Origin of the sequence: Prosthecobacter vanneervenii (assembly GCF_014203095.1) — a bacterium.
In the GTDB taxonomy this organism is placed as follows: domain Bacteria; phylum Verrucomicrobiota; class Verrucomicrobiia; order Verrucomicrobiales; family Verrucomicrobiaceae; genus Prosthecobacter; species Prosthecobacter vanneervenii.
This window is the reverse complement of record NZ_JACHIG010000010.1, coordinates 101,541-125,345: the sequence shown is the minus strand read 5'-3', so window position 1 is coordinate 125,345 and position 23,805 is coordinate 101,541. Positions and strand designations below refer to the sequence as shown.

Annotated in this window: 19 protein-coding genes; 13 read left to right on the top strand and 6 right to left on the bottom strand. The window is 60.8% G+C overall.

What is annotated here, in order from left to right; translation table 11 throughout:
* Positions 1–37 precede the first annotated feature (37 nt).
* A complete protein-coding gene (locus HNQ65_RS20500) occupies positions 38–2,122 on the bottom strand; it encodes a S16 family serine protease (protein WP_184342498.1) in 2,085 nt (694 codons plus the stop codon).
* Positions 2,123–2,240: 118 nt separating this feature from the next.
* Between HNQ65_RS20500 and pyrE the strand changes: the two genes are divergently transcribed.
* Entirely contained in the window at positions 2,241–2,810 is a 570-nt protein-coding gene (gene pyrE, locus HNQ65_RS20495) for an orotate phosphoribosyltransferase (RefSeq protein WP_184342496.1), read from the top strand.
* Positions 2,811–2,877: 67 nt separating this feature from the next.
* Here pyrE and HNQ65_RS20490 read toward each other — a convergent pair whose 3' ends face one another.
* Genes HNQ65_RS20490 through HNQ65_RS20470 form a run of 5 tightly spaced genes read right to left on the bottom strand, consistent with a single transcriptional unit; the run spans position 2,878 to position 9,719 of the window.
* Positions 2,878–3,846 carry an ABC transporter ATP-binding protein gene (locus HNQ65_RS20490; protein ID WP_184342494.1) on the bottom strand — a complete coding sequence of 323 codons (969 nt, stop codon included), beginning with the start codon at positions 3,844–3,846 and terminating at the stop codon, positions 2,878–2,880.
* Entirely contained in the window at positions 3,843–4,844 is a 1,002-nt protein-coding gene (locus tag HNQ65_RS20485) for an ABC transporter ATP-binding protein (RefSeq protein ID WP_184342492.1), read from the bottom strand. Before HNQ65_RS20485 ends, HNQ65_RS20490 begins: the two co-directional genes overlap by 4 nt.
* Positions 4,844–6,904: an extracellular solute-binding protein gene (locus HNQ65_RS20480; protein ID WP_184342490.1), complete on the bottom strand. Its 2,061-nt coding sequence runs from the start codon at positions 6,902–6,904 to the stop codon at positions 4,844–4,846. The genes HNQ65_RS20485 and HNQ65_RS20480 overlap by 1 nt, the downstream gene beginning before the upstream one ends.
* Complete coding sequence (locus tag HNQ65_RS20475) at positions 6,901–8,421, bottom strand: ABC transporter permease subunit (protein ID WP_184342488.1); 1,521 nt, start codon at positions 8,419–8,421, stop codon at positions 6,901–6,903. The genes HNQ65_RS20480 and HNQ65_RS20475 overlap by 4 nt, the downstream gene beginning before the upstream one ends.
* Positions 8,421–9,719 (bottom strand): ABC transporter permease subunit, encoded by a 1,299-nt coding sequence (locus HNQ65_RS20470; RefSeq protein WP_184342486.1) that lies wholly within the window; start codon positions 9,717–9,719, stop codon positions 8,421–8,423. The genes HNQ65_RS20475 and HNQ65_RS20470 overlap by 1 nt, the downstream gene beginning before the upstream one ends.
* A 177-nt stretch (positions 9,720–9,896) precedes the next feature.
* On the opposite strand from HNQ65_RS20470, the gene HNQ65_RS20465 reads away from it, so the two are divergent.
* The 12 genes from HNQ65_RS20465 (at position 9,897) to HNQ65_RS20410 (ending at position 23,794) form a co-directional block, all read left to right on the top strand.
* Positions 9,897–10,814: an aspartyl protease family protein gene (locus HNQ65_RS20465; protein ID WP_184342484.1), complete on the top strand. Its 918-nt coding sequence runs from the start codon at positions 9,897–9,899 to the stop codon at positions 10,812–10,814.
* Between the two features lie 69 nt (positions 10,815–10,883).
* Positions 10,884–11,930 (top strand): retropepsin-like aspartic protease, encoded by a 1,047-nt coding sequence (locus tag HNQ65_RS20460; protein ID WP_221306232.1) that lies wholly within the window; start codon positions 10,884–10,886, stop codon positions 11,928–11,930.
* Between the two features lie 326 nt (positions 11,931–12,256).
* The gene (locus tag HNQ65_RS20455) at positions 12,257–13,063 is read left to right on the top strand and encodes a cytochrome c3 family protein (protein WP_184342480.1); all 807 of its coding nucleotides are present in this window, start codon (positions 12,257–12,259) and stop codon (positions 13,061–13,063) included.
* Positions 13,064–13,086: 23 nt separating this feature from the next.
* Positions 13,087–16,362, top strand: coding sequence for a TAT-variant-translocated molybdopterin oxidoreductase (locus tag HNQ65_RS20450; RefSeq protein ID WP_184342479.1), 3,276 nt, complete (start codon positions 13,087–13,089; stop codon positions 16,360–16,362).
* A gap of 9 nt (positions 16,363–16,371) precedes the next feature.
* Positions 16,372–17,835, top strand: a complete 1,464-nt coding sequence (gene nrfD / locus HNQ65_RS20445; protein ID WP_184342477.1) for an NrfD/PsrC family molybdoenzyme membrane anchor subunit — start codon at positions 16,372–16,374, stop codon at positions 17,833–17,835.
* A 21-nt stretch (positions 17,836–17,856) separates the two neighbouring features.
* Positions 17,857–18,456 (top strand): quinol:electron acceptor oxidoreductase subunit ActD, encoded by a 600-nt coding sequence (locus HNQ65_RS20440; protein WP_184342475.1) that lies wholly within the window; start codon positions 17,857–17,859, stop codon positions 18,454–18,456.
* Positions 18,457–18,477: 21 nt separating this feature from the next.
* Positions 18,478–19,161, top strand: coding sequence for a c-type cytochrome (locus HNQ65_RS20435; protein WP_184342473.1), 684 nt, complete (start codon positions 18,478–18,480; stop codon positions 19,159–19,161).
* Positions 19,162–19,185: 24 nt separating this feature from the next.
* A complete protein-coding gene (locus HNQ65_RS20430; RefSeq protein WP_184342471.1) occupies positions 19,186–20,499 on the top strand; it encodes a hypothetical protein in 1,314 nt (437 codons plus the stop codon).
* A gap of 14 nt (positions 20,500–20,513) precedes the next feature.
* Positions 20,514–20,888, top strand: a complete 375-nt coding sequence (locus HNQ65_RS20425) for a hypothetical protein (protein ID WP_184342469.1) — start codon at positions 20,514–20,516, stop codon at positions 20,886–20,888.
* Positions 20,889–20,891: 3 nt separating this feature from the next.
* Positions 20,892–22,376, top strand: coding sequence for a cbb3-type cytochrome c oxidase subunit I (locus HNQ65_RS20420; protein WP_184342467.1), 1,485 nt, complete (start codon positions 20,892–20,894; stop codon positions 22,374–22,376).
* The gene (locus tag HNQ65_RS20415) at positions 22,373–23,053 is read left to right on the top strand and encodes a cbb3-type cytochrome c oxidase subunit II (RefSeq protein ID WP_184342466.1); all 681 of its coding nucleotides are present in this window, start codon (positions 22,373–22,375) and stop codon (positions 23,051–23,053) included. Before HNQ65_RS20420 ends, HNQ65_RS20415 begins: the two co-directional genes overlap by 4 nt.
* Before the next feature lie 24 nt (positions 23,054–23,077).
* Positions 23,078–23,794 carry a c-type cytochrome gene (locus HNQ65_RS20410; RefSeq protein WP_184342464.1) on the top strand — a complete coding sequence of 239 codons (717 nt, stop codon included), beginning with the start codon at positions 23,078–23,080 and terminating at the stop codon, positions 23,792–23,794.
* Positions 23,795–23,805 lie beyond the last annotated feature (11 nt).

Here is a 23,805-nt window from a genome sequence, read left to right as displayed (position 1 = left end):
CCAAGATCTCACCGCCATTTCTTGCCAGAGCCGGAGCCTACAGCCCCAGTTCCTCACGCACCTGCGCGTCGTTGATCAGCTTGTCATACGCGGCCTTGGTGGCCCCTGCGGCTTTGTTGGCCTTGCTGACCAGGTCCGTGTAGCGGGCTCCGGAGCGCACCGGGTTGAGCAGCGCACCACGGATCACCTCGCCATAGGCTATCAGGCCATCCACATACGGCCACACGCGTGCATCCAGCAGCGGGCGCAGCTGGCGCAGTTTATTCAGGCTGTTGCCGAGTTCGTCGCCCTTGAGGCTGGAGACGTTGGAGTCCACGTCATGGTCAATGGCGGAGACGACGGCCTGGGCGTTGTTCTGCGCCGCCTCGATGGAGCCGCCGATGGAGAGCGTGCGCGGGGTGCGGCCCTGCAGGTACATGAGCAGGTACTTGGCGGAGTAGCAGTTGGGGGCGGCAGTCAGCAGAGCCTGCAGGCGCTGGGCGGCATGCGGGGTGCGCAGCAGCTGGGTGATCTGGCGCGGGTCCCGCATCATCACCGAGCGCATGTTGTCAAAGTCGGTCAGCGCATTCTGCAGAGCCAGCGGCTTCTCGGGATCGGCCAGAGCCAGGGCATCGTCAAAGGTCTTGATGCCAAAGACGGTGATGCCCACCAGCGGAGCCGGGCCCTGCTGAACCAGGATGTCGGAGACGGCGACCTCATTCTTCACAGGCACAGCCACGATCTTGCAGTCGCCCTTGGTGGCGCCGCGGATCTTGGCCTGGACGCCGCCGATGGGCTGGACGCTGCCGTCGGCATTCATGTCTCCGGTGACGGCAAAAGCAGGATCCCATTTCTTACCGGTGATGGCCGCTTCGAGAAGCAGGGCGCAGGCCACGGCAGCGGAGGGTCCGTCCTTGCCGACATACTTGTCCTCAAAGCCGATCTCCAGCGAATACCCCATCGGCCAGCCGCCATGACGCAGCTGCGAAAACTTGCTGACCTCGTTGAGCGCTTTGAACATGCTGTCGCCCACGTTCTGGTTGAACTTGAGCGAGGAGGGCGCTCGGGACTGAGAAGTAGGCAGGGCCGAGAGGCTCATGCGCGTGACCTGCCCGGCCTCGCCACCGGTGGAGAGCTGGGAAATGAGCAGGCCGTTGACCTGGGTCAGGCGGGATTTGAAGCTCAGACCTGCGACCGCCACTCCGGCAATCGCATCACTACCCATCTGTTGGGAGGCAGGGATGTTCACGGGCACCATTTCTGCGACCTCGGTCAGGCTTTTGCCCGGGGCCGGAGAGGAGCTCAAGGCCGGCCCACCTTTCGTGGTCCCGGCGGCTTCGAGCACCGCAGTCACATCGATGGATCGAAAGACGGCCATTCCTGCTCTGTCCGGCAATGTGACGGGATGGATGCCTTGCCACGAAACCAGCACCAGCACTGGTTTGGGCAGGTACATGGCAAAATCCTGCGGAAAGTCCGTTGTGAGCTCACAGTCTCTGTAACAGCATTTGTTGGTGCAGACGATGAACTCGGGGGAGAAGATCTTGCATGCGGAAAAGACACTCTCGCCAAAGTTGGATCTCTGGTTGGCAGCATCCTTGTCAGTGCCATAAAGATCGCTTTGCGTGATGCGGCAGTTGGTGGCTGCCACGCCTACGGCCGTCGGTGATTCCATCGTGACCTGGCTGAGAGTGCAGTCTTTGAGCCTCACATAAGGCTTGGCTGTCTGTGTGCCTTCCGGGCCGGTGCTGCTGGCAAAATAGACCTGCACCATGGCGCAGTTTTCAAAGTGGATCTCCCCGCCCGGCTGGCATGATATCGCCACCTGGTTGAGCTGACATTCGCGGAAGACCAGCCGCCCTCCCGCTCCGACATCAAAGGTCGTCGCCGTGATGTGTGTGCCTTTGCCAAATGACATCTCCAGCGTCGATGGCTTGGAAGCCGCCAGCTCAGGGCGCAGAACGATCTTCCCGGCCGTTTGGGAGTAGTGTCCTGCGGAGGTCACCGCCGTGTCACGCTGCAACCGCAGCTCGCCGACAGGAGGTTGATACCATGAGGGAGGCGCGGCTCCGAGGGTGGACACGGAGAAAAAGCCTGCCAGCAGCAAGAAAAATAAATACTTCGCTTTGGTCAGAAAAATCATCTCTCTTAGAAGTAGCGTTGAAAGGTTTTTCGTGTCAATCGCAGAAGGCATCTGATGTAAGTCATCTTTTTCAAAGCACTTGTCATTCCAGGGCATCCCCCCTTATTTGGAGGTTCCTATGTCCCTCCAGAAAGACCGCGAAGAACTCCGCCAGATCCTCAAAGCCAAGTCCGTCAAGACAGGTAAATTCACCCTCGCCTCCGGCCAGGAGAGCGATCTCTACGTGGACTGCCGCGTGACCACCCTGGACGCACGCGGTGCGGTCCTCGTGGGCCGGGTGCTACATGATCTGCTGCGCCAGGAAGAAGCGAAGCGCGGCCTGAGCATCGGCTCCCTCGGCGGCCTTACCATGGGCGCCGACCCCATCACCCTCGCAGTGGCCATGAGCTCCAGTCTTGCCGGAGACCCGACACCGGTGCAGGCCTTTGTGGTGCGCAAGGAGCCCAAGGGCCACGGCCGTGGCAAGCGGATCGAGGGGAATTTCATCACCGAGCAGCCCGTTGTGGTGGTGGATGACGTCATCACCACCGGCGGCTCCACCCTGAAGGCCATTGAGGCCATTGAGGCTGAGGGCGGCAAGGTGGCCTTCGCTTTGATCCTGGTTGACCGCTCCGAAGGCGGCCGCGCCGCCATCGAAGACAAAGGTTACCCTGTGGTGGCTGCGTTCACGCGTGCGGATCTGGTCTAATACGGACTGCACCCCAATCTGATCCCAGACTTTAGCTGCGGGCAGGATAGGCCCGCAGCACTCTGCCTCAAGTGCAGCACGGACACGGCTGCACAAAGTGTCCTGGAGAGATCTCTTTGAGCGTGAGATCCATGCTCACGCTCTGCTGCCAGCTTGGGTGCTTCATGCGGTGGCCGAAGGCGCAGCCGGCCGGCGGATTGATCGGAGAGGGCACGTCGCCGCGCAGGAGCTGGCGCACACGTCGCTGTGTGGGGTCCGCCACCGGGATGGCATCCAGCAGCGCCTTGGTGTAGGCGTGGCGCGGGTTTTGATACAGCTCGGCGGCTGGAGCCAGCTCCACGATCTTGCCCAGGTACATGACCGCCACGCGGTCGCTCATGTGCTTCACGATGCTGAGATCGTGGGCGATGAAGAGGTAGGCTAGGCCAAAGTCGCGTTGCAGTTCCAGCAGCAGGTTCAAAACTTGCGCCTGCACCGAGACATCGAGCGCCGAAACGGGCTCGTCACAGACAATAAGCTTGGGCTTGAGAGCCAGTGCACGGGCGATGCCAATGCGCTGGCGCTGACCGCCGCTGAACTCAAAGGGATAGCGATATGCGGCGTCTGTTGGCAGTCCCACACGCTGGAGCAATTCAGCCACCCACTCGCTGCGCTCCGCACGGGTGCCCATTTTTTGAATGACAAAAGGCTCCTCCAAAATCTGGCCGATGGTGTGACGAGGATTGAGAGACTCGGCCGGGTCCTGGAAAACCATCTGCATCTCGCGCCGCACAGAGCGCAGCGCGCTCTGGGAGAGCGTGGAGATGTCGGTGCCGTTGAAATTCACGCTGCCGGCGGTCGGCTTGAGCAGCCGCACCACGGAGCGCGCTACGGTGGATTTGCCGCAGCCGCTTTCGCCCACGAGGCCGAGCGTTTCGCCCGGCTCCAGGGCAAAGCTCACGCCGTCCACTGCCTTGCACACCGCCTGGGTGGTGTAGAAGACGCCGCCGCGCACGGGGAAGTGCATCTTGAGGTTTTGTACGGTCAGGAGGCTCATGAGGCTGAGGCGGAGAGTTGGGACGCAAAGCAGGCGCAGGCTTCCACGCCGTGGCCGCTGCCGCATTCCTTCCAGGGCTGGCGGGCGGAGGTGACGTCGCTGCTATGCTTGTTGGGACAGCGCGAGGCAAAGCGGCAGCCAACGGGCATGTCGCGCAGGCTGGGAACCATGCCAGGAATCACCGGCAGTGCGGTCTTGGGCGGATGGTCCAGCTTGGGCAGGCAGCGGATGAGGCCCTGCGTGTAGGGGTGCAGTGGCCGCGCAAAGATGTCCTGCACCGGCCCGCGCTCCACAATGCGCCCGGCGTACATCACGGCCACATCATCGCAGGTTTCGGCGATCACGCCGAGGTCGTGGGTAATGAGGATGACCGCCATGCCGGTCTCCTTTTGCAGGCGTTTAAGGAGGTCGAGAATCTGCGCCTGCACGGTCACATCCAGCGCCGTGGTGGGTTCGTCGGCGATGAGCACTTTCGGGTGGCAGGACAGTGCCATGGCGATCATCACGCGCTGGCGCATGCCGCCGCTGAGCTGGTGCGGGTATTCGTTCACGCGTTGCTCCGGCGCAGGAATGCCCACCCACTCCATCAGCTCCACGGCACGCTTCAGCGCCTTGTCCGGTGTGGTGGGCTCATGGAGCTGGATGGCCTCTATGATCTGTGTACCCACGCGTTCGACGGGGTTCAGCGCGGTCATCGGCTCCTGGAAGATCATGGCGATGTCGTTGCCGCGTATCTTGCGCATGTCCTCGATCGGCAGCGTGGCCAGGTCCCTGCCCTCCAGCAGCACCTCGCCATTAAGGATGCGGCCCGCAGGCTGGGGCAGCAGGCGCATCAGGCTCATGGAGGTCACGCTTTTGCCGCAGCCGCTTTCGCCCACAAGGCCAAGCGTCTTGCCGGCTTCGAGGCTGAAACTCACATCGTCCACGGCGGTGAGCAGGCCGTTGTCGGTTTGAAAACCGACGCGCAGGTTGCGGACATCGAGGATCGGGGCAGGCATCACTTGGCTCCTCCTGCTTTGAGGTTTTGGTCAAAGACCAGGTCGGTTTCCGGAAAGGATTTGCCGCTGCGCATGGCGGCCTCGGTTTCGCGTTTCACATCTTCGTCGATCCAGTGCACGTGGTTGGACATTGGCAGCTCGCTGACGGCCACGTTGAAGGTCTTCTCCGGCCACTTCACCCAGCGCCAGTAGGCGCAGCGGTAGTAGTTCTGCTCGTAGGCCGGGATCCAGGGCGCTTCGTCGTAGATGATCTGGTCCGCGCCCCAGGAAGCCTTGCGGATCTCCTCGATCGTCGTCGCGTGGCGTTCATCCTCACAGAATTTGTCCATCCGTGGATCGGCAAAGCAGGAAAGGTTGTTGGTGTTGGGTCGCGGCGTCTTGCCGTCTTCCATGAGCGCATCTTTGGAGTGCCAGGCTTGGTAGTGATCCGGAATAGGCGGCGTCACGCTGAAGGCCACGGAGGCGATCTGGTGCTTTTTCTGCGTGGCCTTCTGAAAGTAGGCGGTGCTTTCCAGGCCTTCGAGCTTGTATTCCAGGCCTGCCTTCAGCGCCTCTTCCTTGAGGCGCTGCATCACCCGCTGAACGATCTCGGTTTTACGGTGAAGGATCGTCAGAGACAGGCGCTCTCCTTTGTCATTCACCAGCACGCCGTCATTGCCCAGCTTGGTGTATCCGGCCTTGGCAAAGTGCTCGCGCGCTTTCTCCACATCAAAGGGACGGGCAGTGATGGGTGGATCTCCGATAAGCGGAAACCCCTTGCTGAAGCAGGTCAGGCGCTGGAAGTCGCCGCGCAGGTCAAAGTCGATGACTTTCTGGTAGTTCGTGGCGTAGCTCAGCCCGAGGCGTACGTCCTTATTGTTCAGCGGTGGCATGGCGCAGTTCAGCCACAGCCCCGCATGGGAGCCCGGCCAGATGTTGTAAAACTTGGTCTTCTGGATGTAGCCCTTGTGCACCTCGGGAATCTCCATCCGCTCATACCAGTATTCCGGGATGCCCATCATGAGCTCCTCCACGTCGATCTCTCCCTGGCGGAAGAGCTCCATCACCTTCTCCTGCAGCCGCACCACTCGGTACACGATGTGATCGACATTGAAGCGGTAACGCGTAAACTTCTTGTCTCGCGCCCACCAGTCTTTCACGCGGCTCAGGGCGATGTCTCTGCCGAAATGAATGTCCTCCTCGCGGATGACATAGGGGCCCGAGGTGGGCCGGCAGCGCCACTGGTAGCGCTGCTCAAAGTCCGGGCCAAACTCCGCGTAAAAGCGCCGGGACATCGGCGAGGTGTTCACGTAGTAGGCCGCGAGCGGTTTGGGCTCCGTGAGAGAGATGGAAAGCGTGCGCGCATCGTAACGCGTGATGTTGGCGTAGTTCTCCGAGTACCACTGGTTGCCGAAGGGGTTCTTCGGGTACTCGCTCAGCTGCATGTAGAACTGGTTGAAGAAGTCGTCCGCTTCGATCGGCGTGCCGTCGGAAAAGGTCGCGTCCGGGTCGATCCGGAAGTACACCGTGCGGTTGTCCGGCGCCACCGCCCACTCCTTGGCGATGCCGGGGATGACGCGCCCGGTTTCCGGGTGCAGATTGATCAGCCCCATCTCCACATCGTCGTACTGATAGCCGCGGAAGGAGCTGTTGCTGTTCTCTCCCAGCACGCGCAGCGTGGGTGGAAAGGAGAGGATGTACAGGCGCATGGTGCCGCCTTTTTTGGCGTTGGGGTCACCGATCTCCGGTTCGGCCATGCCGTTCTCCCATTTCAGATCCGCCGGGATGTCCTCTGGTTTGGCAAAGGTGAAGTACTCCGGCTTTTTCAGACGTTCGCGCACGGTCTGCAACTGGGTCTCTAGCTCGGCCTTTTTGGCGGCATCGGCTTCCTTGGCAATCAGGCTTGGCAGGTCTTTTTCCTGACCTTGGAGATCGGCGAGCACCTTCTTGTTGTAAAAGCTCCAGAAGGCCTCGCGCTCCTTGGTGCCGTCATAGGGTGGGAAGTCTGCGGCATGCAGCGCACCGCCGAGCAGCAGCGCGGCGGAGAAGGCCAGCAGAGAACGAGGAACGAAAAGCTTCATTGATAGGTGGTGAACTTCTTCGGATCAAAGGCCTCGCGCAGTGCCTCTCCCACAAAGGTGACGAGCAGGAGGATGAAGACCATTGCGGTGAACATCGAGAGCGAGATCCACACGGCGGAGAGATGGCTGGTGCCGTCGTCAAACAGCCAGCCCCACTGCGGGTAGGTCTCCGGCAAGCCAAAGCCCAGGAAGGCCAGTGCGGTCAGGGAGGAGATGATGGCGGCCACACTGAAGGGGATCTTTGTCACGATGGTGGCCAGCATGTTGGGCAGCAGGTAGCGCGTGAGGATGCGCCAGGTGCTGGCGCCCTGCAGACGCGCGGCGGAGACGTAGTCGCGCTCCTTCTCCTTGTAGGCCAGCGCGCGCAGGGAGTAGGTCAGGCTCGTCCAGGAGAAGAAGCAAATCACTCCCAGCAACACCAGCAGGTTCATGTTTGCCACGCCAATGATGCTGATGAGGATCATCACAATGTAGAGGAAAGGCAGCTCATCGAGGATCTCGATGCAGCGTTGCATGGCGATGTCGAACACCCCGCCCAGATAGCCCATGAGCAGGCCGATCAGGGTACCCACACCATAGGTGAAGAGAACGTAGAGCAGGATGGCCTTCAGATTGAGCTGCCAGCCGCCGTAGATCTGCGCCAGCACATCCCAGCCACGGCTGTCGGTGCCCAGGTAGTGGCCTGCCTTCCACAGCGGCGGAATGGCCGGGTAAACAATCATCTGGTAGGATGTGGTCGCTGCTTTCTCAAATTCCTCCTGTGGCATTTCGCCCGTCCATCTTTCGCGCTCCTTGGTGCCCGCCTTGTAGAAAGCGGAGACGGCCAGCGCGCCGTTGCGTGTGTAGCCGAGCGATTCGCCATCCGGCACGCCGCGGCGAAAGCGGCTGTCCGTGTGCTTCTGCACCGGCGTGTCGTTGTAGAATTTTTGAGCGCGGCCTGAGTAGGCCTCGGCATCGCCAGGCTTATACCATTTTCCATCCCGTTGCTCCAGGGAGATGGATTGCAGGGAGTCGGTGTCCAGCACGGGATCCCACGGCACCAGCGGCATGAGGACAAAGCCGCGCTTCTCAGCCGCCAGGCGTTCCTTGAGCTCGCGGTAATTGGCCTCCTGCTCTCCGGTCAGGCCAAAGTCCTTCGCCTGATAGCGCTTCTGTACAAAAGCAGGGAAATACGTTTTGCCATCGCAGCGCACCATCAGCGCGCGCCTGCCCACCAGCGCCTGATCAAGCAGCGCCAGCGCGATGAGCACCAGCAGAATGCGGAACGACCACCAGCCACGGCCGATGCTGCGGAAACGGCGGAAGCGCTGCAACGTCACCGGCGTCCAGCGGATTTCACGTGGTAAAAACCGCAGGCCGAGAATGCCTCCTGCGATGAGCAGCACAGAACTGGCCCAGCCAAACTTTGGGCCAACGCCAAAGAACCAGGAAACGGTGGGAAGCAGCAGCCCGCACAACTCGCCAAGAATGGCAAGTGCACCGACGATGATGGCAGCGATGGAGAGTTTGCGGTTCATCACTCAAAACGAATGCGGGGGTCCAGCCGCGCGGTGATCATGTCGGAGAGCACGTTGCCCAGCATGAGCAGCAGCCCGCTGACCGTGACGGTGGCCATGACGATGGGGTAATCTTTCTCCAGCAGGGCGTTGAAGCCCATGAGGCCGAAGCCGTCGATGTCAAAGATGCGCTCCACCAGGAAGCTGCCCGCCACCAGCACTGTCAGTGCCTGGCCCATGGTGGCACCCACGGGGATGAAGGAATTCCGCAGCGCATGGCCGATCACGGCGCGCTTGTACTCCACGCCCTTGGCCACGGCGGTGCGCACGTAGTCGCTGGCCAGCTGATCCAGCAGGTTGTTTTTCACCAGCATCGTCAGCCCTGCAAAGCTGCCCACCATGTAGCAGCACAGCGGCAGAAAGGCGTGGTGCAGGAGATCGTAGATTTTGCCGAAAAAGCCCAGCTCTGAGAAGTTCGCGCTCACAAAACCCTCCAGCGGAAACCAGCGCAGCCGAGCGGCAAAGATCACCATCAGGAACACGCCCAGCACAAACTCCGGGATGGCGTAGCCAAAGAAGATCAGCACTGAAGTGGCGGTGTCCGTGGGCGTGCGGTGCTTGATCGCCTTCAACACACCCAGCGGGATGCAAACGAGATAGGTCAGCAAGATGGAGACGATGCCGTAGAAGAGCGAGATGGGAAAGCGGCGCTTCATCATCGTCCACACCGGCTCGCTGTAGCGCGTGGAGTCGCCCAGGTTGCCCTCCAGCACCCCGGCAAACTTCGGCTGATAAATCAGCGCCACATAAGGCTGCGGCTTGTCGAGCTTCTGACCGGGGTTGGCCTTTTCCCATTCCACCTTCTGCTGCTCCGGGGTGATGATGCGCGCACGCCAGGAGGAGAGGTCTAGGTCCTTGTCAGGCAGGATTTCCGCACGGTTGTCGCCGGTGCGTTTCACCTTGGCTACGCTCGCGGTGCCGGGGATTTTCACCTCGGTTTCTGTCTTGCCTTCAGGAAAATCAGCGCGTGACCGGTTCATCTCCTTGGGCCAGGCGCCCAGCCATGCGGCGTAGGCAATGAGGAAGGGCTTGTCGTGACCGTACTGCTCCTGGAGCTTCAGCAGCTGGGCGGGGGTGAGTCCGCTGGACTGCTGACGGCCGGCTCCGCCGCGCTGGCCGTCTGTCTTCATGCGTGCCTCCAGCAGCGCCTGCTCCATGGGGCCGCCCGGCGTGAAACGAATGATGAGGAACACCACCAGCGTCATGCCGATGAGCGTCGGCGGAATGAGCAGAAGGCGGCGGATCAGATAGGCGGTCATTCAGATCAGGAGAAAATGGAAGGAACTGAAAAAACGAAAGTCTCCGACAGTACGACGCATGGCACAAGAATTTGTGTGCGAATTGCAAAAGGATCGCCACATCGACCCCGCCATGATCCAAACCAGCGGATGCGTCGCAGGCGTAATGGTGGTAACGCTGCACGCGCCCTGCCCTGCATGAAAACGCCGCTTGTCCTCCTTACCGCGTGTCTTCTGACCTCCTGCGAGATGCCCTACATGCCGCCCATGGCACCGATGAATGGCGGCGCTGGGAGTGGTGGTGTGGCGCAAGTGGTGGTGCCGATGCGGATGCTGGGAGATACGCCCCACGTCATGGCCAGCGTCAATGGCCGCAGGCCTCTGCCCCTGCTGCTGGATACCGGTGCCACGCTCAGCGTCGTGACACCAGACGTGGCCACTGGCCTGGACCTGCTGCCCACCGGCGGCAGGAGGGTCACCGTGCGCGGGGTGCATGGCAGCACAGCCGCCACTCAGGCAGTCATGAGCACCATGCAGGTGGGCGACTGGCGCGCCACCAATGTGGCATGCCTTGTTCGTGGCATGCCCGGCTCGCTCGCAGGCGGGCTGGGCAGTGCCATCCTCGGTATGAACCACATGCGCTACTACTGCAGCTTTTTGACGATCGACTACCGTCGTAACACGGTTGAGCTGGGTTTTTCGCGCTCCTACCGGCCTCTCGGTCCCATGGCCACCCGCACACCGCTGCGCTGGTCCAATGGGCTGCCCGTCATTAGGGTCAGCTCCGAAGGCGTCTCGTGGGACGCCATCGTGGACACCGGCTCCTGCTGGGGCATCGTCATTGATCAAAGCACCGCCGCACGTCTCGGCCACGCCTATGACGGCATGCGCATGGGGAGCAACCTCATTCTCAGCGGTGTGGGTGGCAGCGTGAGCGCAGCTCAGGTGGGAGCCCGCGAGATCCAACTCTCGTCCGCCTTCCTGTGCGGAGAGCCCCACAACGGCTCCGTTCCGGCCTTTGTCATGCCCGGGCCCAAGCGCGTGGGTTCACGTTTCTGGCAGGGGACGCGGCTGACGCTGGACTTCCGCAGCAATGTACTCTGGCTGGAACGTTGAGCACAACTATCGTCGGTCGAAGGGGTTGACAGAGGGGCGTATTGCTTACTCACTGACATCATATTCCTGATGAGGCTCCTGATCTCCACCATCGTTCCGCGAACTGCCTCGGCGCTCTTCGTGATAGCTGGACTCGTGGGGTGTGCGGAAAGTTTTGCCGTCAGAAAAGAGGCCGTGCCGCAGGAATTGCAGGAAAAGCTTAAAGCGCAGGCCATCCCGGCCACCGAGCTCAAAGTTTCAGCCAAGGGAGGTGTGGCCGTGCGCATCAACAGTGTTCCGCCGCCTGAGGGTGTGCTGAAAGTGCCCATGTACTACGAGCGTGGCCAGCCATGCCTCAAGGTCAGCATCAACGGCCAGAAACCGAGAAAAATCCTGCTCGATACCGGAGCCACCTACAGTGTTTTTGAGGCGGAGCAGGCGCTGGAGTTTGGACTGCGTACTGTGCCGCAGGTGCGTCCCAACATGGCTGGCGTCCTGGGCCGCGAGCCGGGCATGGCAGCCGTTATTCCCACGCTGCAGATCGGCACCTGGCGTGTGGAGAATCTGCCCAGCATTGTCCGCATGCAGCGCACCGCAGTGGGCAGCGGCATACTTAAGGAGCATCTGGGTATCGCGTTGCTGGGGGTGAACCTACTGTCCAAAACGTGCAAATACGCCACCCTCGATTTCCTCCGTGGAGAGTTCGAGTTTGGCTTCACCCGCAGCTTCCCAGGACCGGTGCGCAAGCATGTCCACAAGACCACGCTCAGCATGAAGCACGGCGTGCCCACCACGCTGCTCAAGTACGGCAAGATGTCCTGGGAGGCCGTGGTGGACTCCGGCTCTGTCTTCGGCGTGCAGCTGGACCGGCGCATTGCCGAAGTGCTCGGGTTCAAAAACGGAGGCTGGAGCGTGGGAGGAAACTACCTCATCACCGGCGTGGGTGGCGCGCAGACCCCGAGCGAGGCCAATGTGCGCATGCTGGAGTTCCAAGCACTCGGCCTGTTCGGCTCCTATTACCCTTTTGCGCAGGTGGATGTGATGCCCGGCCCCTCACGCCTTGGCACTTATCTGCTGGAGGACTACCGCGTGACGCTGGATTTCGAGCACGGCGCGCTCTGGGTGGAGTGGAAATGATCAGGAACGACTGCCTCGCAAGCCAATGAGGCCGATGCTCTGCGCACGTTGATAATAAATCAGGCCAAAACAAATCGCGCGGCCTGATTGACGCCTCTTCGCGGCTTGAAAAAATCAAGGTCGCGTTGTCGACCTCATGACTCGCATGCCAAAAAGGCACCAAAAAGCGCGCCAAAACGGGGATTTTTTGCGACAGATTCGCAATAGGACAAGTCTTGCGCATAAAAGTTCAAAAAAAACAAGATGACGGTTGCAAACGTGCTCACGCGTTCCATGCTGGGAAACCTTGTGAAATTTTTCACAAGCTCATCTGCCGACACATTTCTATGGGTAACTTTTTTCCGCGTTGGACCAACTGGCTGCCGCTCAAGCTCGCCATTGCCGTCGTGTTCATTGCCTTCGGCGTGAGTGTCGGCGTCGCCTACTACTTCACACCGAAATACACTCGCGTGGGTTATGAGCCGACACAGCCTGTGCCGTTCTCACACAAAATTCATGCGGGTCAGCTTGGCTTGGACTGCCGCTACTGCCACAGCTTCGGCGAGACCTCCAGCCACTCCAACGTCCCCACGAACCAGACCTGCTTCAACTGCCATGGTCCGGGCAAAGGCAACATCCGCAGCAATTCTCCGAAGCTCGAGATGGTCATCAAAGCCAACGAAACCGGCAAGTCCATCCCCTGGGTCAAGATCCACAAGGCTCCCGATTACGTTTACTTCAACCACAGCGCCCACCTGAACCGTGGTATCTCCTGCGTTTCCTGCCACGGCAAGATCAACGAAATGGAAGTGGTCCGCCACGACCAGCCGCAGTCCATGGGCTGGTGCCTTGACTGCCACCGCAATCCTGAGAACAACCTTCGCCCGCTCGAGTTCGTCACCAAGCTCGACTACAAGGCTTCCGATCTGAAGCGCGCTGACTTCTACAAAGGCCTGATCGACAAGAAGGTGCCTGTGGACGAGATCGCCACCGCTATCGGTGGAGAAGGCAGCAAGGCCGACAGCCTTGAGCAGATCGTCGCTCTCGCTGAGAAGACCTACGGAAAAGAAGTGACCCAGACCGAAGTGGGCACCCAGATCAAAAAGCACTGGCAGATCCAGCCGCCGGATTCTTGCACCGCCTGCCACCGCTAACCCCCGCGCCCCCTTTCTGACACATGAAACGTATTTGGAAGCATCCTGAGGAGCCGCAGAACGCCAAGCGCTACTGGCGCAGTGTCGCCGAACTGGATCGTCGCGAAGAATTTCTCAAAGATCTGGGCCGCGAGTTCCCTGCCGGGGACACCCTGACTGAAGACGAGCGTGAAAACAGCCGTCGTGAGTTCCTCAAGATCATGGGTGCCAGCGTGGGCATGATGGGTCTGGCCAGCTGCCGCCGTCCGCTCGTCAACATCCTCCCCTACACTCAGCATGTTGAGTGGATGATTCCTGGCAAGGCTCTGCTCTATGCCACCTCCATGCCTCAGGGCTGTAGCTCGGTGCCTCTCGTGGTCACCACGCATGAAGGCCGCCCGACCCACGTGTCCGGCAATCCCCTTCACCCCCTCGGTGGTGGCATCAGCTCCTTCGCACAGGCTTCCGTTCTGGACCTGTATGATCCTGAGCGCTCCCAGAAGCCGATGGGCAATGGCAAGGAACTCTCCTGGGCCAAGGCCAATGATCTCCTCGCAGCCGCTGCTGCTGAAGCCAAGAAATCCTCCGGTGCCGGCCTTGGCATTGTGGTGGGTTCCCTTTCCTCCCCCACTTACCAGCGTATCCTTGGCGAGGTAAAGACCGCCTTCCCGCAGGTCAAGTTTTTCGGTTATGAAGCCGTGGGTGGCGAAGGCCAGGCTGCTGCTTACAAAGCCATCTACGGAGCCGGCGTGAAGCCCTTCGTGAAGCTCGGCTCCGCCATGCGCATCCTTTCTCTGGACTGCGACTTCCTCGGCGTCGATCCCGTCTCTGGCGAACCCATCTCCGCCTTCACCAAGCACCGCGCCAAGGATGCCAAGACGGCGGACATGAACCGCCTCTATGTGCTGGAAAACCGCTACACGCTGACCGGCGGCATGGCCGATCACCGCAAGGCGCTCGCAGCCAGCCTCATCCCGGTGGCCGCAGCCCTCATCGCCGCTGAACTCGGAGACACCTCCGCCAAGGCTCTTGCCGACACCGCTCCCGAAGCGCTTAAGGCTTGGATTGCTCCTGCTGTCCGTGACCTGATCGACAACAAGGGCAAGGCCCTCGTGCTCGCAGGCTCCCGCTACGGCGCTGAAGTGCACGCTCTCGTGGCCTCCATCAACCAGGCTCTGGGCGCTTACGATTCTACCATCGAGCTTCTGCAGGCCCCTGCCGCTCCTGACACCGGCACCTTCGCCGATCTGCAGGCTGCTATCTCCGGCGGCCAGGTGAAGACCCTTCTCTCTCTGACTGGTTCCAACCTCTTCTACGACGCTCCAGACGCTGCTGGTCTGGCCAAGCTTGTCGGTGAGAAAGGCGTGAAGGTCATTCACGTGGGCAAGCTCAAGAATGCCACCGCTCGCGCTGCAGCCCTGCACATCCCGGGCGCTCACTACCTTGAGTCCTGGGGCGACGTCCGCTCCGCAGACGGTACCTATTCCATCGTTCAGCCGATGATCGCACCTCTGTATGATGGTGCCAGCCGCCTGGAAGTCCTGCTGGCCCTGCTTGGCCGCAAGAAGCTCGGCCCTGCTGCCGCAGCCGCTGCGCCAGCCGCCGCCGGTGCTGCTCCTGCAGCCCCTGCCGAAGACGCCGCCCACACCGCTGTGCGCGACACCTTCGCCGCCGTCGCTGGCAGCCTCGACGAAACGAAGTGGAATTTCACCCTGCGCGACGGTTTCCTCAAAGGCTCCGCCTTCACCAAGGCCTCCGCCGCTCCGAACATTGCTGCTGTCGCTGAATTTGTTTCCAAGGCCAAAGCCGCTGTTGCTCCGACCGATGATGCTCTCGAAGTGGTGCTCGTGGCCGACTCCAGCGTCTATGACGGTCGCTACATCAACAATGCCTGGCTGCAGGAAGCGCCGGATCCGGTGACCAAGCTGACCTGGGACAACGCCGCCCTGATCGGCTCCGTGACCTTCCGCCGTCTCGGCCTCAAGGAAGGACAGCACGTCAAGATCACCGTTGGAGATGCCTCCATCGAAATTCCGGCCATCGAAGCCCCCGGCCATGTGTCCAATTCCATCACCATCCCTCTCGGTTACGGCCAGAGCGGCGTGGGTGTGGTCGGCAGCGGCCGTGGCGTGAATGGTTACGCCCTGCGCAAGCAGCCCGGCAGCTTCGTCCTCAGCGGTGCCAAGGTCGAAGTGCTCGCCACAGTGGCGGAACTCGCCCTCACCCAGGACCAGAATACGATGGAAGGTCGTGCGGTGTATCGTGAAGGCACGCTTGAGACCTTCAACAAGGACGTGGCCTTCGCCCAGAAAACGGGCATGGACGGCCACATCCCGGAAAACATTTCCTTCTATAAAGGCCAGGTCGGCGTCAAGTCCGAGGAGAATCCTTCCGGATTCGACTACGAGAAGCAGCACCAGTGGGGCATGTCCATCGACCTCAGCAAGTGCATCGGTTGCACGGCTTGCATCGTCGCCTGCCAGAGCGAAAACAACATTCCTGTCGTCGGCAAGGATCAGGTCCGCAAAGGCCGTGTGATGCAGTGGATCCGTATGGACCGCTACTTTGCCGTCGCCAAATGGGGCAAAAACGAAGTCGCGCAGGAAAGCACCTGGGCCGAAGACAACGCTACTCCAGAGCAGCTGGAAAACGCCGAAATGGTGCACCAGCCCATGGCCTGCCAGCAGTGCGAAGCTGCTCCGTGCGAGACCGTCTGCCCCGTGAACGCCACCGTCCACACTCCGGACGGCCTCAACGCGATGGCCTACAACCGCTGCATCGGTACCCGCTATTGCGCCAACAACTGCCCCTACACCGCGCGCCGTTTCAACTGGTTCGACTATAACAAGCGCAACCCGCTCACCGAGACCACCGTGCTCGGCGTTGTGAAGGTGGGCAATCTCTACGCCGGCCCGCTCGGCGAGAAGAAAGAGGACGAAAGCCTCCGCCTGCAGCGCAATCCGAACGTCACCGTCCGTATGCGCGGTGTCATCGAGAAGTGCACCTACTGCGTGCAGCGCCTCGAATCCGCCAAGATCCTGCAGAAGCAGGTCCAGCGCGACTCCAAGAACTTCCGCGTGCCGACCGACACCGTCAAAACCGCCTGCCAGCAGTCCTGCCCAGCTGAGGCGATCGTCTTCGGCGACCTGGCTGATCCCAAATCCGCCATCGTCAAGGCCAAGGCCTCTCCGCGCGACTACCAGGTGCTCAAATACATCGGTACCCGCCCGCGCACGAGCTACCTCGCCCGCCTGCGCAATCCGAACAAGAACATGCCCGGCGCAGAAAACATCGCCGTCTGGAGCAACAACCAATTCTAAACCGGACACATGGACGCCTCCGCCCCCGCATCTAACACGCCGCGCATTCTCGACCGCGAGCCGCTGGTCCTGAACAACCGTTCCTATTCTTGGATCACAAACCGCATCTGCGGCATCGTGGAAAACAAGCAGCCCGCCCTCTGGTGGATCCTGTTCATTCCATCGATCCTCCTGACAGGTCTGATGGTCTTCTGCTTCACCTACCTCATCTCCACAGGTGTGGGTGTCTGGGGCCAGAAGCAGCCGGTCGCCTGGGCGTGGGACATCACCAACTTCGTGTTCTGGATCGGTATCGGCCACGCCGGCACCCTCATCTCCGCCATCTTGTTCCTGACCCGCCAGAAATGGCGTACGTCTGTGAACCGCGCTGCGGAAGCCATGACGATCTTCGCCGTGATGTGCGCCGGTCTCTTCCCGGCCTTCCACGTCGGTCGTGTGTGGATGGTCTGGTTCCTCGCCCCGATCCCGAACGCCAACGCCATCTGGCAGAACTTCAAGTCCCCCCTGCTCTGGGACGTGTTCGCGGTGTCCACCTACTTCAGCGTTTCCGCCGTGTTCTGGTTCCTGGGCCTCGTCCCTGACCTTGCCACCCTGCGCGACCGCTGCCGTCCGGGCCTCAAGAAGTTCCTCTACGGCCTGTTCGCCCTTGGCTGGCGCGGCGGCAACCGCCAGTGGAGCCACTATGAAACGGCCTACATGCTTCTGGCCGCTCTCTCCACGCCGCTGGTGCTTTCGGTGCACTCCGTCGTGTCCTTCGACTTCGCCACCTCCGTGGTTCCCGGCTGGCACACCACCATCTTCCCGCCCTACTTCGTGGCTGGCGCTATCTTCGGTGGCTTCGCCATGGTGCTGACTCTCATGCTTCCCGTGCGCCGCATCTACGGCCTAGACGATCTGATCACGCCGAAGCATGTGGACAACATGGCCAAGATCATCCTGCTGACAGGTACGATCGTCGGTTACGCCTACTGCATGGAGCTCTTCGTGGCCTACTACAGCGCCAACCCGTTTGAAGGCGCCGCTTTCACCCTGCGCGGCCTTACCGGCCCCTCCACCTGGGCTTACTACTGGATGTTCGGCTGCAACGTGTTTGCTCCCCAGCTCTTCTGGAGCCGCTGGTGCCGTCATAATGTCTGGGTCGTCATGACCGTCTGCATGTTTGTGAACGCCGGCATGTGGTTTGAGCGCTACGTCATCATCGCCACCACGCTGGAGCGCCTCATGATCCCGGGCTCCTGGCGCGTGTATGAAGCCAGCTGGGTGGATAAGTACACCTTCCTCGGAACTTTCGGCTTCTTCATGATGCTGTTCCTGCTGTTCCTGCGCTTCCTCCCCGTCATCGCCATCGGTGAAGTCAAAGGCGTCCTTCCGCAGTCCAATCCGCACCACGATGACCACGCTGAACAGGGCATCCAGGAGGAGGACCTCATGGACTATCCTGACCGCCACGTCGCCAAACCCGTTGCCGCCTAACTTTTTAACCGCACCCTGACTGTGAGCACCACCCTCAAACGAGTCCACGGCTACCTCGCTGAATTCGACAGCGTGAAGGACCTCTACCATGCCGCTGAGCACGTGCGTGACGCCGGCTATCAGCGCTGGGACGTTCATTCGCCGTTCCCGATTCACGGCATGGACGACGCCATGGGCAACCCCCGCTCCAAGCTGCCCTACCTTGTTTTCTGCGGCGGCATCACCGGCACCACGGTGGCCTTCACCCTCGAAACCATCACCCAGACCAATTTCTGGCAGAGCATCGGCCTCGGCTTCCTTCAGAAGATCGTCGAGACCTATCCGACCGTCGTTCAGGCCAAGCCTACCGACATCTGGACCCTCCCGGCCTTCTTCCCGGTGATGTTTGAGCTGACGATTCTCTTCAGCGCCTTCACCACCCTTTTCGGCCTGCTCGCCCTCATCGGCCTGCCGCGCTGGAACCACCCACTCTTCGTCTCCAAGAACTTCAGCAAGTTCTCCGACGACGGTTTCTTCGTCTGCATCGAAGCCCGCGATCCCAAATTCTCCCAGGAAGGCACCAAGAGCCTGCTCGAAAAACTCGGCGGCAAGAACATCGAACTCGTGGAGGACGAAATCTAAGCCTCGCTGACCGCACCCACCATGAAGTACTTCTTCCTCAGCTATATTTTCGTCGGCGCCATCATTGTGAGCGCATTCGGATTCCGTGGCAGCAAATCCGAGCTGCCTCCCATCGAAGTTTTCCCTGACATGGACCACCAGGCCAAGGTGAAATACCAGGCCTCCAGCGAATTCTTCGCTGACGGCCGCGGCGCCCGCCTCCCGGTCAAGGGCACCGTGCCCATGGGTTTCGAAATCCCCTCCAAGCCCGCCGTGGACGGTGCCAAGCCCGCTCGCGTGGCCTTCACCAGCGGTCTGGACTACTACAACACCGGCAAGATCGGCGACTTCTACGGCGACGGCCTGCCTTCCGAGATCACCGGTGACCCCACCGTTTTCAACGACGCCTTCCTCAAGCGCGGCGAGCAGCGCTTCAACATCCATTGCGCCATCTGCCATGGTGCTTCCGGCAACGGCAAGGGTGTCACATCCAAGTACGGTATCCTTACCGCCTTCAACTTCCAGCAGGCAGGCAACTTGGACCCTGCCAACGCCGCTGCCTACCGCGCCGATGGTGCCATCTTTGATGTCATCACCAATGGCAAAGGCCTCATGGGCAGCTACGGCGGCAACATCACCCTGCGCGACCGCTGGGCCATTGTGGCCTACATCCGCTCCCTGCAACTCGCCGCCAAAGAGTCAGGCGTCACCCTTCCCCTTCAGTAACGGCACGATCACGCGATACCCGGCATGAGTCACCACGTCACATTCAAAGATCTGCCCCAGGGCGGAGAGAAATTCGAAACAGCCAAGGGCGGCAAGCTCATCAATGCCTTCCTGGTGTTTGGCCTTCTCGGCCTCGCAGCATCGATTTACTACTTCGTTGCCAGCACAAACACCTTCGCCTACTCCTGGCTTTTTGCGGTGTTCTTCGCCTTCACCTTCGTGGTGGGTGGCTGCTTCTGGATCCTGCTCCACAGCGTGTCCAATTCCGGCTGGGGCGTCTCTGTGCGCCGCATTTGGGAAAACATGGCCAACATGATCATCCCGATGGCTCTTTTTGCCATCCCGCTGCTCTTCCCGGCTGTGCAGACCCACCTGTATGAGTGGATGAACCATCATCGCGAGGCTGCACACCACGCCTCAGAGCACGGCAGCACCGTCAAGGAAGCCCTTCATCACATGGCCGAAGCCAACCCGCACCTGCACGTGCTGGTCTCCAAGTTCGGCTACATGAACCTGAATCCTGCCGGATTCTCCTGGTACACTCGCTTCTTCGCCTACTTCCTCATCCTCTGGTTCATCGCCAGCACGCTGCGCGGTCGTTCTCTGAAGCAGGAGCAGGATGGTGATATCAAGCACACCATCTGGTCCCGCCAGTTCTCCTCCATCGTCCTTCTGCCTTTCGCCCTCACGGTCACCTTCGCAGCCTATGACTGGCTGGTGGGCCTCGACTACAACTGGTTCTCCACCATGTGGGGTGTTTACATCTTCGCTGGCTGCGCTTGGGCCTCCATGGCCGCCTCCATTCTGGTGATCACCTGGCTGCGCAGCCTTGGCTACCTGCAGAAGGTGGTGACCGAGGAACATTACCACCTGATGGGCAAGCTGCTCTTCGCCTTCACGGTGTTCTGGGCCTACATCGCCTTCAGCCAGTATTTCCTCATCTGGTACGCCAACGTGACCGAAGAAACCCGCTTCTACCTCACCCGTAACACGGAAGGCTGGCGCGCACTCTCGATCTTCATCGTCATCGGTCACTTCGTGGCTCCGTTCGTCTTCCTTCTCTCCCAGCCTCGCAAGAAGAACCCGGTCGTCATGAGCCTCGGTTGTATCTGGATTCTCTTCATGCACCTCGTGGACATGTACTGGAACGTCATCCCTGAGCGTGGCCCGTCCCTTGGTCAGGGTGTCTGGGTTGCCGGTGCCTGGGTGCAGGACCTCGCCGCCCTTTGCGCCGTCTTCGGTATCATGGGTTACCTTTACCTGCGTGGGCTGGCCAAATACAGCCTCTATCCGTGGCGTGACCCGCGCCTCATCGAGTCCGTGAACGTCATCAACTGATTCCCTGTCTTTCCATGTCGCAGCCCGAACCATCCAAAAAAGCCGGAGCCACTCTCGTGTGGGTGCTCGGAGCCTTTGCAGGCTTCGCCGTGCTCTTCACCGCCATCCAGGCCATCAATGATTCGAAGCAGGGCTTCGATCCGCGTGCTGATGAGCGTCTCAGCAACACCGCTGAGATCCTCAAAGGACAGAATGAGAACCTGGCCAAACTGGGCCTGAGCGACGCCGCCAAAAAGAAAGCCATCTTCGAAAAGACGCTGTCCACCCTCGGCTCCAAAAAACCCGGAGTGAGCACCCAGGTCGTCCCCGGATCTCCCACCCAGCTCAAGCAGGCTGCAGCTTCTGCCGCCCCAGCCCCCGCTCCTGCCGCACCCGCTTCGCCCAAGTAAGTCATGCAGACCACTCCCGCCACTCCTGACACAGACCTTCAGGCCGACAATCTTCGCCGTGCGGCGATCGACAAGTCGGTGAAAGGCCCTGTGCTCTTCCTTTTCACCAATGGTGCCTTCTGGCTCATGCTCTCCACGGTGCTCGGCGTTCTCGCCGCCATCAAGCTGGTGGAGCCCGGCTTCCTCGGAGACTGCCAGTTCATCAGCTACGGTCGCCTTCAGCCTGCGCACATCAACGCGCTCGTCTATGGCTGGGGCGTGCAGGCTGCTCTCGGCATCATGCTTTGGATCATGGCCCGCCGTTCCGGTCAGGAGCTCAAGGGCGGCAAGAGCCTGCTCATCACCGCAGGTGTCTTCTGGAACATCACGGTGACGCTCGGCATCCTTTCCATCCTTTGCGGCAAGAGCACCTCCATCGAGTGGCTTGAAATGCCCAAGTTTGTCTGGCCCGTCCTGCTGCTGGCCTTCCTCTGCTACGCCTGGCCTATCGCCCGCATGTTTGGCCGTGCCTTCCGCCCCGAGGGCTTCATGGTCAGCACCTGGTACATTCTCGGTGCCTGCTTCTGGTTCCCCTGGATCTTTGTTACTGCTAATGTGGCCCTTCACTGCCTGCCGAACCTCGGTGCCATCGGCGCTGGTATTGATGCCTGGTACATCCACGCGGTGATCCTTCTCTTCTTCGTCCCTGTGGGCGTTGGTGCTGCCTACTACTTCATTCCGAAGATCACCGGCCAGCCCATCGCTTCCGCTCAGCTTGCCTCCGCTGGTTTCTGGACTCTCGCCGTCCTCGGCGGTTGGACCGGCATGCAGAAATACATGGGTGGCCCCCTCCCGGCTTGGATGACCTCTGTCGGTGCCTGCGCTGGCGTGCTTCTTCTCATCCCTGTCGGTCTTGTCGGTCTGAACCACCACCTCACCACTCTTGGCAAGCACAGCGCCGTGGCCACCAGCCCGACTCTGCGTTTCATCTTCTTCGGAGCGCTGTTCTACCCGGTTTCCGGCCTCATCCTCGCCCTGAATTCTGCTTTCTGGACCGGCGCCAGCTTCCAGTTCACCCAGTCCTGGTATTCCTTCCAGGTCGTCAGCCTCTACGGTTTCTTCAGCATGTGCGCCTTCGGTGCCATCTACTACATCGTGCCGCGTCTCTCCGGCTGCGAGTGGCTGAGCGTTCGCCTGATTCGCAACCACTTCTGGTTCTCCGTCTATGGCGTCGGCACCATCGTCATCATGAGCCTCGTGGCTGGCTGGCAGCAGGGCAATGACCTGAACAATCCGGAGCACTGGGACCAGACCTTCATGAATCACGTGATCAATTCCCGCCCGTATGTGGTCTCCCGCGCCGTGGCCTGGGCCTTGATCAGCTTCTCGAACGTCATGTTCCTTCTTCACCTTCTGCTCATGGTTGCAGGCCTGGGCCGCCGCAGTTCGGCTCCCACCCTGCTTGAACACCACGACGATCACGCTCTTCCCAACGAAGCCCACGCATGATGAACTTCCGCACTTTCATTCTTGGTCTGGCCGCCTCTTTCGGCCTGCCTTGGCTCTGCCTCATCGTCCTCCCGGCGATGAAGTACGAAGCTCTCACCCCCGTCGCTTACGACAAGGACAAGGACGGCGTTGAAGGCTATTTCCCTCCTGCTCCAGTCAATGGTCAGGGCCAGCTTGTCTATGTCCGCGAGGGCTGCAACCAGTGCCACACCCAGATGATCCGCCCCATTCAGCTCGGTCTGGACGGCTGGTACAAAGGCTGGGGCCAGGATCAGGAAGGACGCCCTGCGGCTCCTGTCCGTTCCAATGTGCTTCGCGATTACCTCAGCGAAAAGTACGCCCTCCTCGGCATCCAGCGCGTTGGTCCGGACCTCGCCAACTACGGCTGGCGCGCTCCTGATGTGAATGCTCTTCACGTCCACCTGTATGCCCCTCGCTCGGTGCATGACTGGAGCACGATGCCGTCCTACAAGCAGCTCTACAAGCTGCAGAAGATCCAGGGTCCTGAGTCTGAACGCGCACTCAAGCTGCCAAAACACTTCGCCCCTCCTGCTGGCTACGAAGTCGTTCCGACTCCGGAAGCCGACCGCCTCGTCGAATACCTTCTCTCCTTGAAAAAGGATTACCCCGTCCCCGGACAGAGCGCAGCCGTCGCTGCCGCTCCCGCCAAAAAGTAGCCCCTCTCGCGAACCGCACGCCCCATGAGCGCACCCGCCCATCCCGACAGCACCGATCTCGACCGCCTTCACTCTGCCGTGAAGCGCGAGAAGGAAGATCTTGCTCCTCAAAACCAGCCCGCCCCTCTTTGGGCGATCTTCCTGCTCATGCTCGTCGCCATCATTGCCGGCGGCCAGCTTGGCCCCATCATGAACGGTGCAGGCGTGAGCTTTGAGTCCAGCAATCTCTTTGTCAGCTCTGGCAGCGGCGACCCCCGCCCCGGCGGTGCTGGTGCTGGTGCAGCTCTGGATCCTTTCGCTCTCGCCATGAAAAAAGGCGCCAGCGGCTACTCCGTCTGCGGCGGTTGCCATCAGGGCAACGGTGGCGGTATCCCCGGCCAGTTCCCTCCTCTGGCTGGCTCTGAGTACGTTCTGGGCGGCACTGAGCGCCTTGTCCGCATTGTGCAGCACGGTCTGACTGGCCCTGTGACTGTCAAAGGCCAGGCCTTCAACACCCCCGGCGGCATGCAGCCCTTCGGCGCTGCCATGTCCTCCCAAGACCTCGCCAACGTGCTGACCTACATCCGCAATACCTGGGGTAACGAAGCCACCATGATCACCAAGGAAATGGTGCAGAAAGTCCGTGACGAAGAGAAGCGCACCTCCCAGTGGACCGCTGCTGACCTGGAGCCCTTCGCCAAGAAGGACATCCCTGGCGACATTCCTGCCGGCCCAGGTGCAACTGCCGCCGCCGCCAAGTAACTTTAAACTGC

What these genes read in the sequence shown, in the direction of transcription:
- HNQ65_RS20500 (WP_184342498.1), bottom strand. Translation starts at nt 2,122, where the DNA reads ATGATTTTTCTGACCAAAGCGAAGTATTTATTTTTCTTGCTGCTGGCA.
- pyrE (WP_184342496.1), top strand. Translation starts at nt 2,241, where the DNA reads ATGTCCCTCCAGAAAGACCGCGAAGAACTCCGCCAGATCCTCAAAGCC.
- HNQ65_RS20490 (WP_184342494.1), bottom strand. Translation starts at nt 3,846, where the DNA reads ATGAGCCTCCTGACCGTACAAAACCTCAAGATGCACTTCCCCGTGCGC.
- HNQ65_RS20485 (WP_184342492.1), bottom strand. Translation starts at nt 4,844, where the DNA reads ATGCCTGCCCCGATCCTCGATGTCCGCAACCTGCGCGTCGGTTTTCAA.
- HNQ65_RS20480 (WP_184342490.1), bottom strand. Translation starts at nt 6,904, where the DNA reads ATGAAGCTTTTCGTTCCTCGTTCTCTGCTGGCCTTCTCCGCCGCGCTG.
- HNQ65_RS20475 (WP_184342488.1), bottom strand. Translation starts at nt 8,421, where the DNA reads ATGAACCGCAAACTCTCCATCGCTGCCATCATCGTCGGTGCACTTGCC.
- HNQ65_RS20470 (WP_184342486.1), bottom strand. Translation starts at nt 9,719, where the DNA reads ATGACCGCCTATCTGATCCGCCGCCTTCTGCTCATTCCGCCGACGCTC.
- HNQ65_RS20465 (WP_184342484.1), top strand. Translation starts at nt 9,897, where the DNA reads ATGAAAACGCCGCTTGTCCTCCTTACCGCGTGTCTTCTGACCTCCTGC.
- HNQ65_RS20460 (WP_221306232.1), top strand. Translation starts at nt 10,884, where the DNA reads ATGAGGCTCCTGATCTCCACCATCGTTCCGCGAACTGCCTCGGCGCTC.
- HNQ65_RS20455 (WP_184342480.1), top strand. Translation starts at nt 12,257, where the DNA reads ATGGGTAACTTTTTTCCGCGTTGGACCAACTGGCTGCCGCTCAAGCTC.
- HNQ65_RS20450 (WP_184342479.1), top strand. Translation starts at nt 13,087, where the DNA reads ATGAAACGTATTTGGAAGCATCCTGAGGAGCCGCAGAACGCCAAGCGC.
- nrfD (WP_184342477.1), top strand. Translation starts at nt 16,372, where the DNA reads ATGGACGCCTCCGCCCCCGCATCTAACACGCCGCGCATTCTCGACCGC.
- HNQ65_RS20435 (WP_184342473.1), top strand. Translation starts at nt 18,478, where the DNA reads ATGAAGTACTTCTTCCTCAGCTATATTTTCGTCGGCGCCATCATTGTG.
- HNQ65_RS20430 (WP_184342471.1), top strand. Translation starts at nt 19,186, where the DNA reads ATGAGTCACCACGTCACATTCAAAGATCTGCCCCAGGGCGGAGAGAAA.
- HNQ65_RS20425 (WP_184342469.1), top strand. Translation starts at nt 20,514, where the DNA reads ATGTCGCAGCCCGAACCATCCAAAAAAGCCGGAGCCACTCTCGTGTGG.
- HNQ65_RS20420 (WP_184342467.1), top strand. Translation starts at nt 20,892, where the DNA reads ATGCAGACCACTCCCGCCACTCCTGACACAGACCTTCAGGCCGACAAT.
- HNQ65_RS20415 (WP_184342466.1), top strand. Translation starts at nt 22,373, where the DNA reads ATGATGAACTTCCGCACTTTCATTCTTGGTCTGGCCGCCTCTTTCGGC.
- HNQ65_RS20410 (WP_184342464.1), top strand. Translation starts at nt 23,078, where the DNA reads ATGAGCGCACCCGCCCATCCCGACAGCACCGATCTCGACCGCCTTCAC.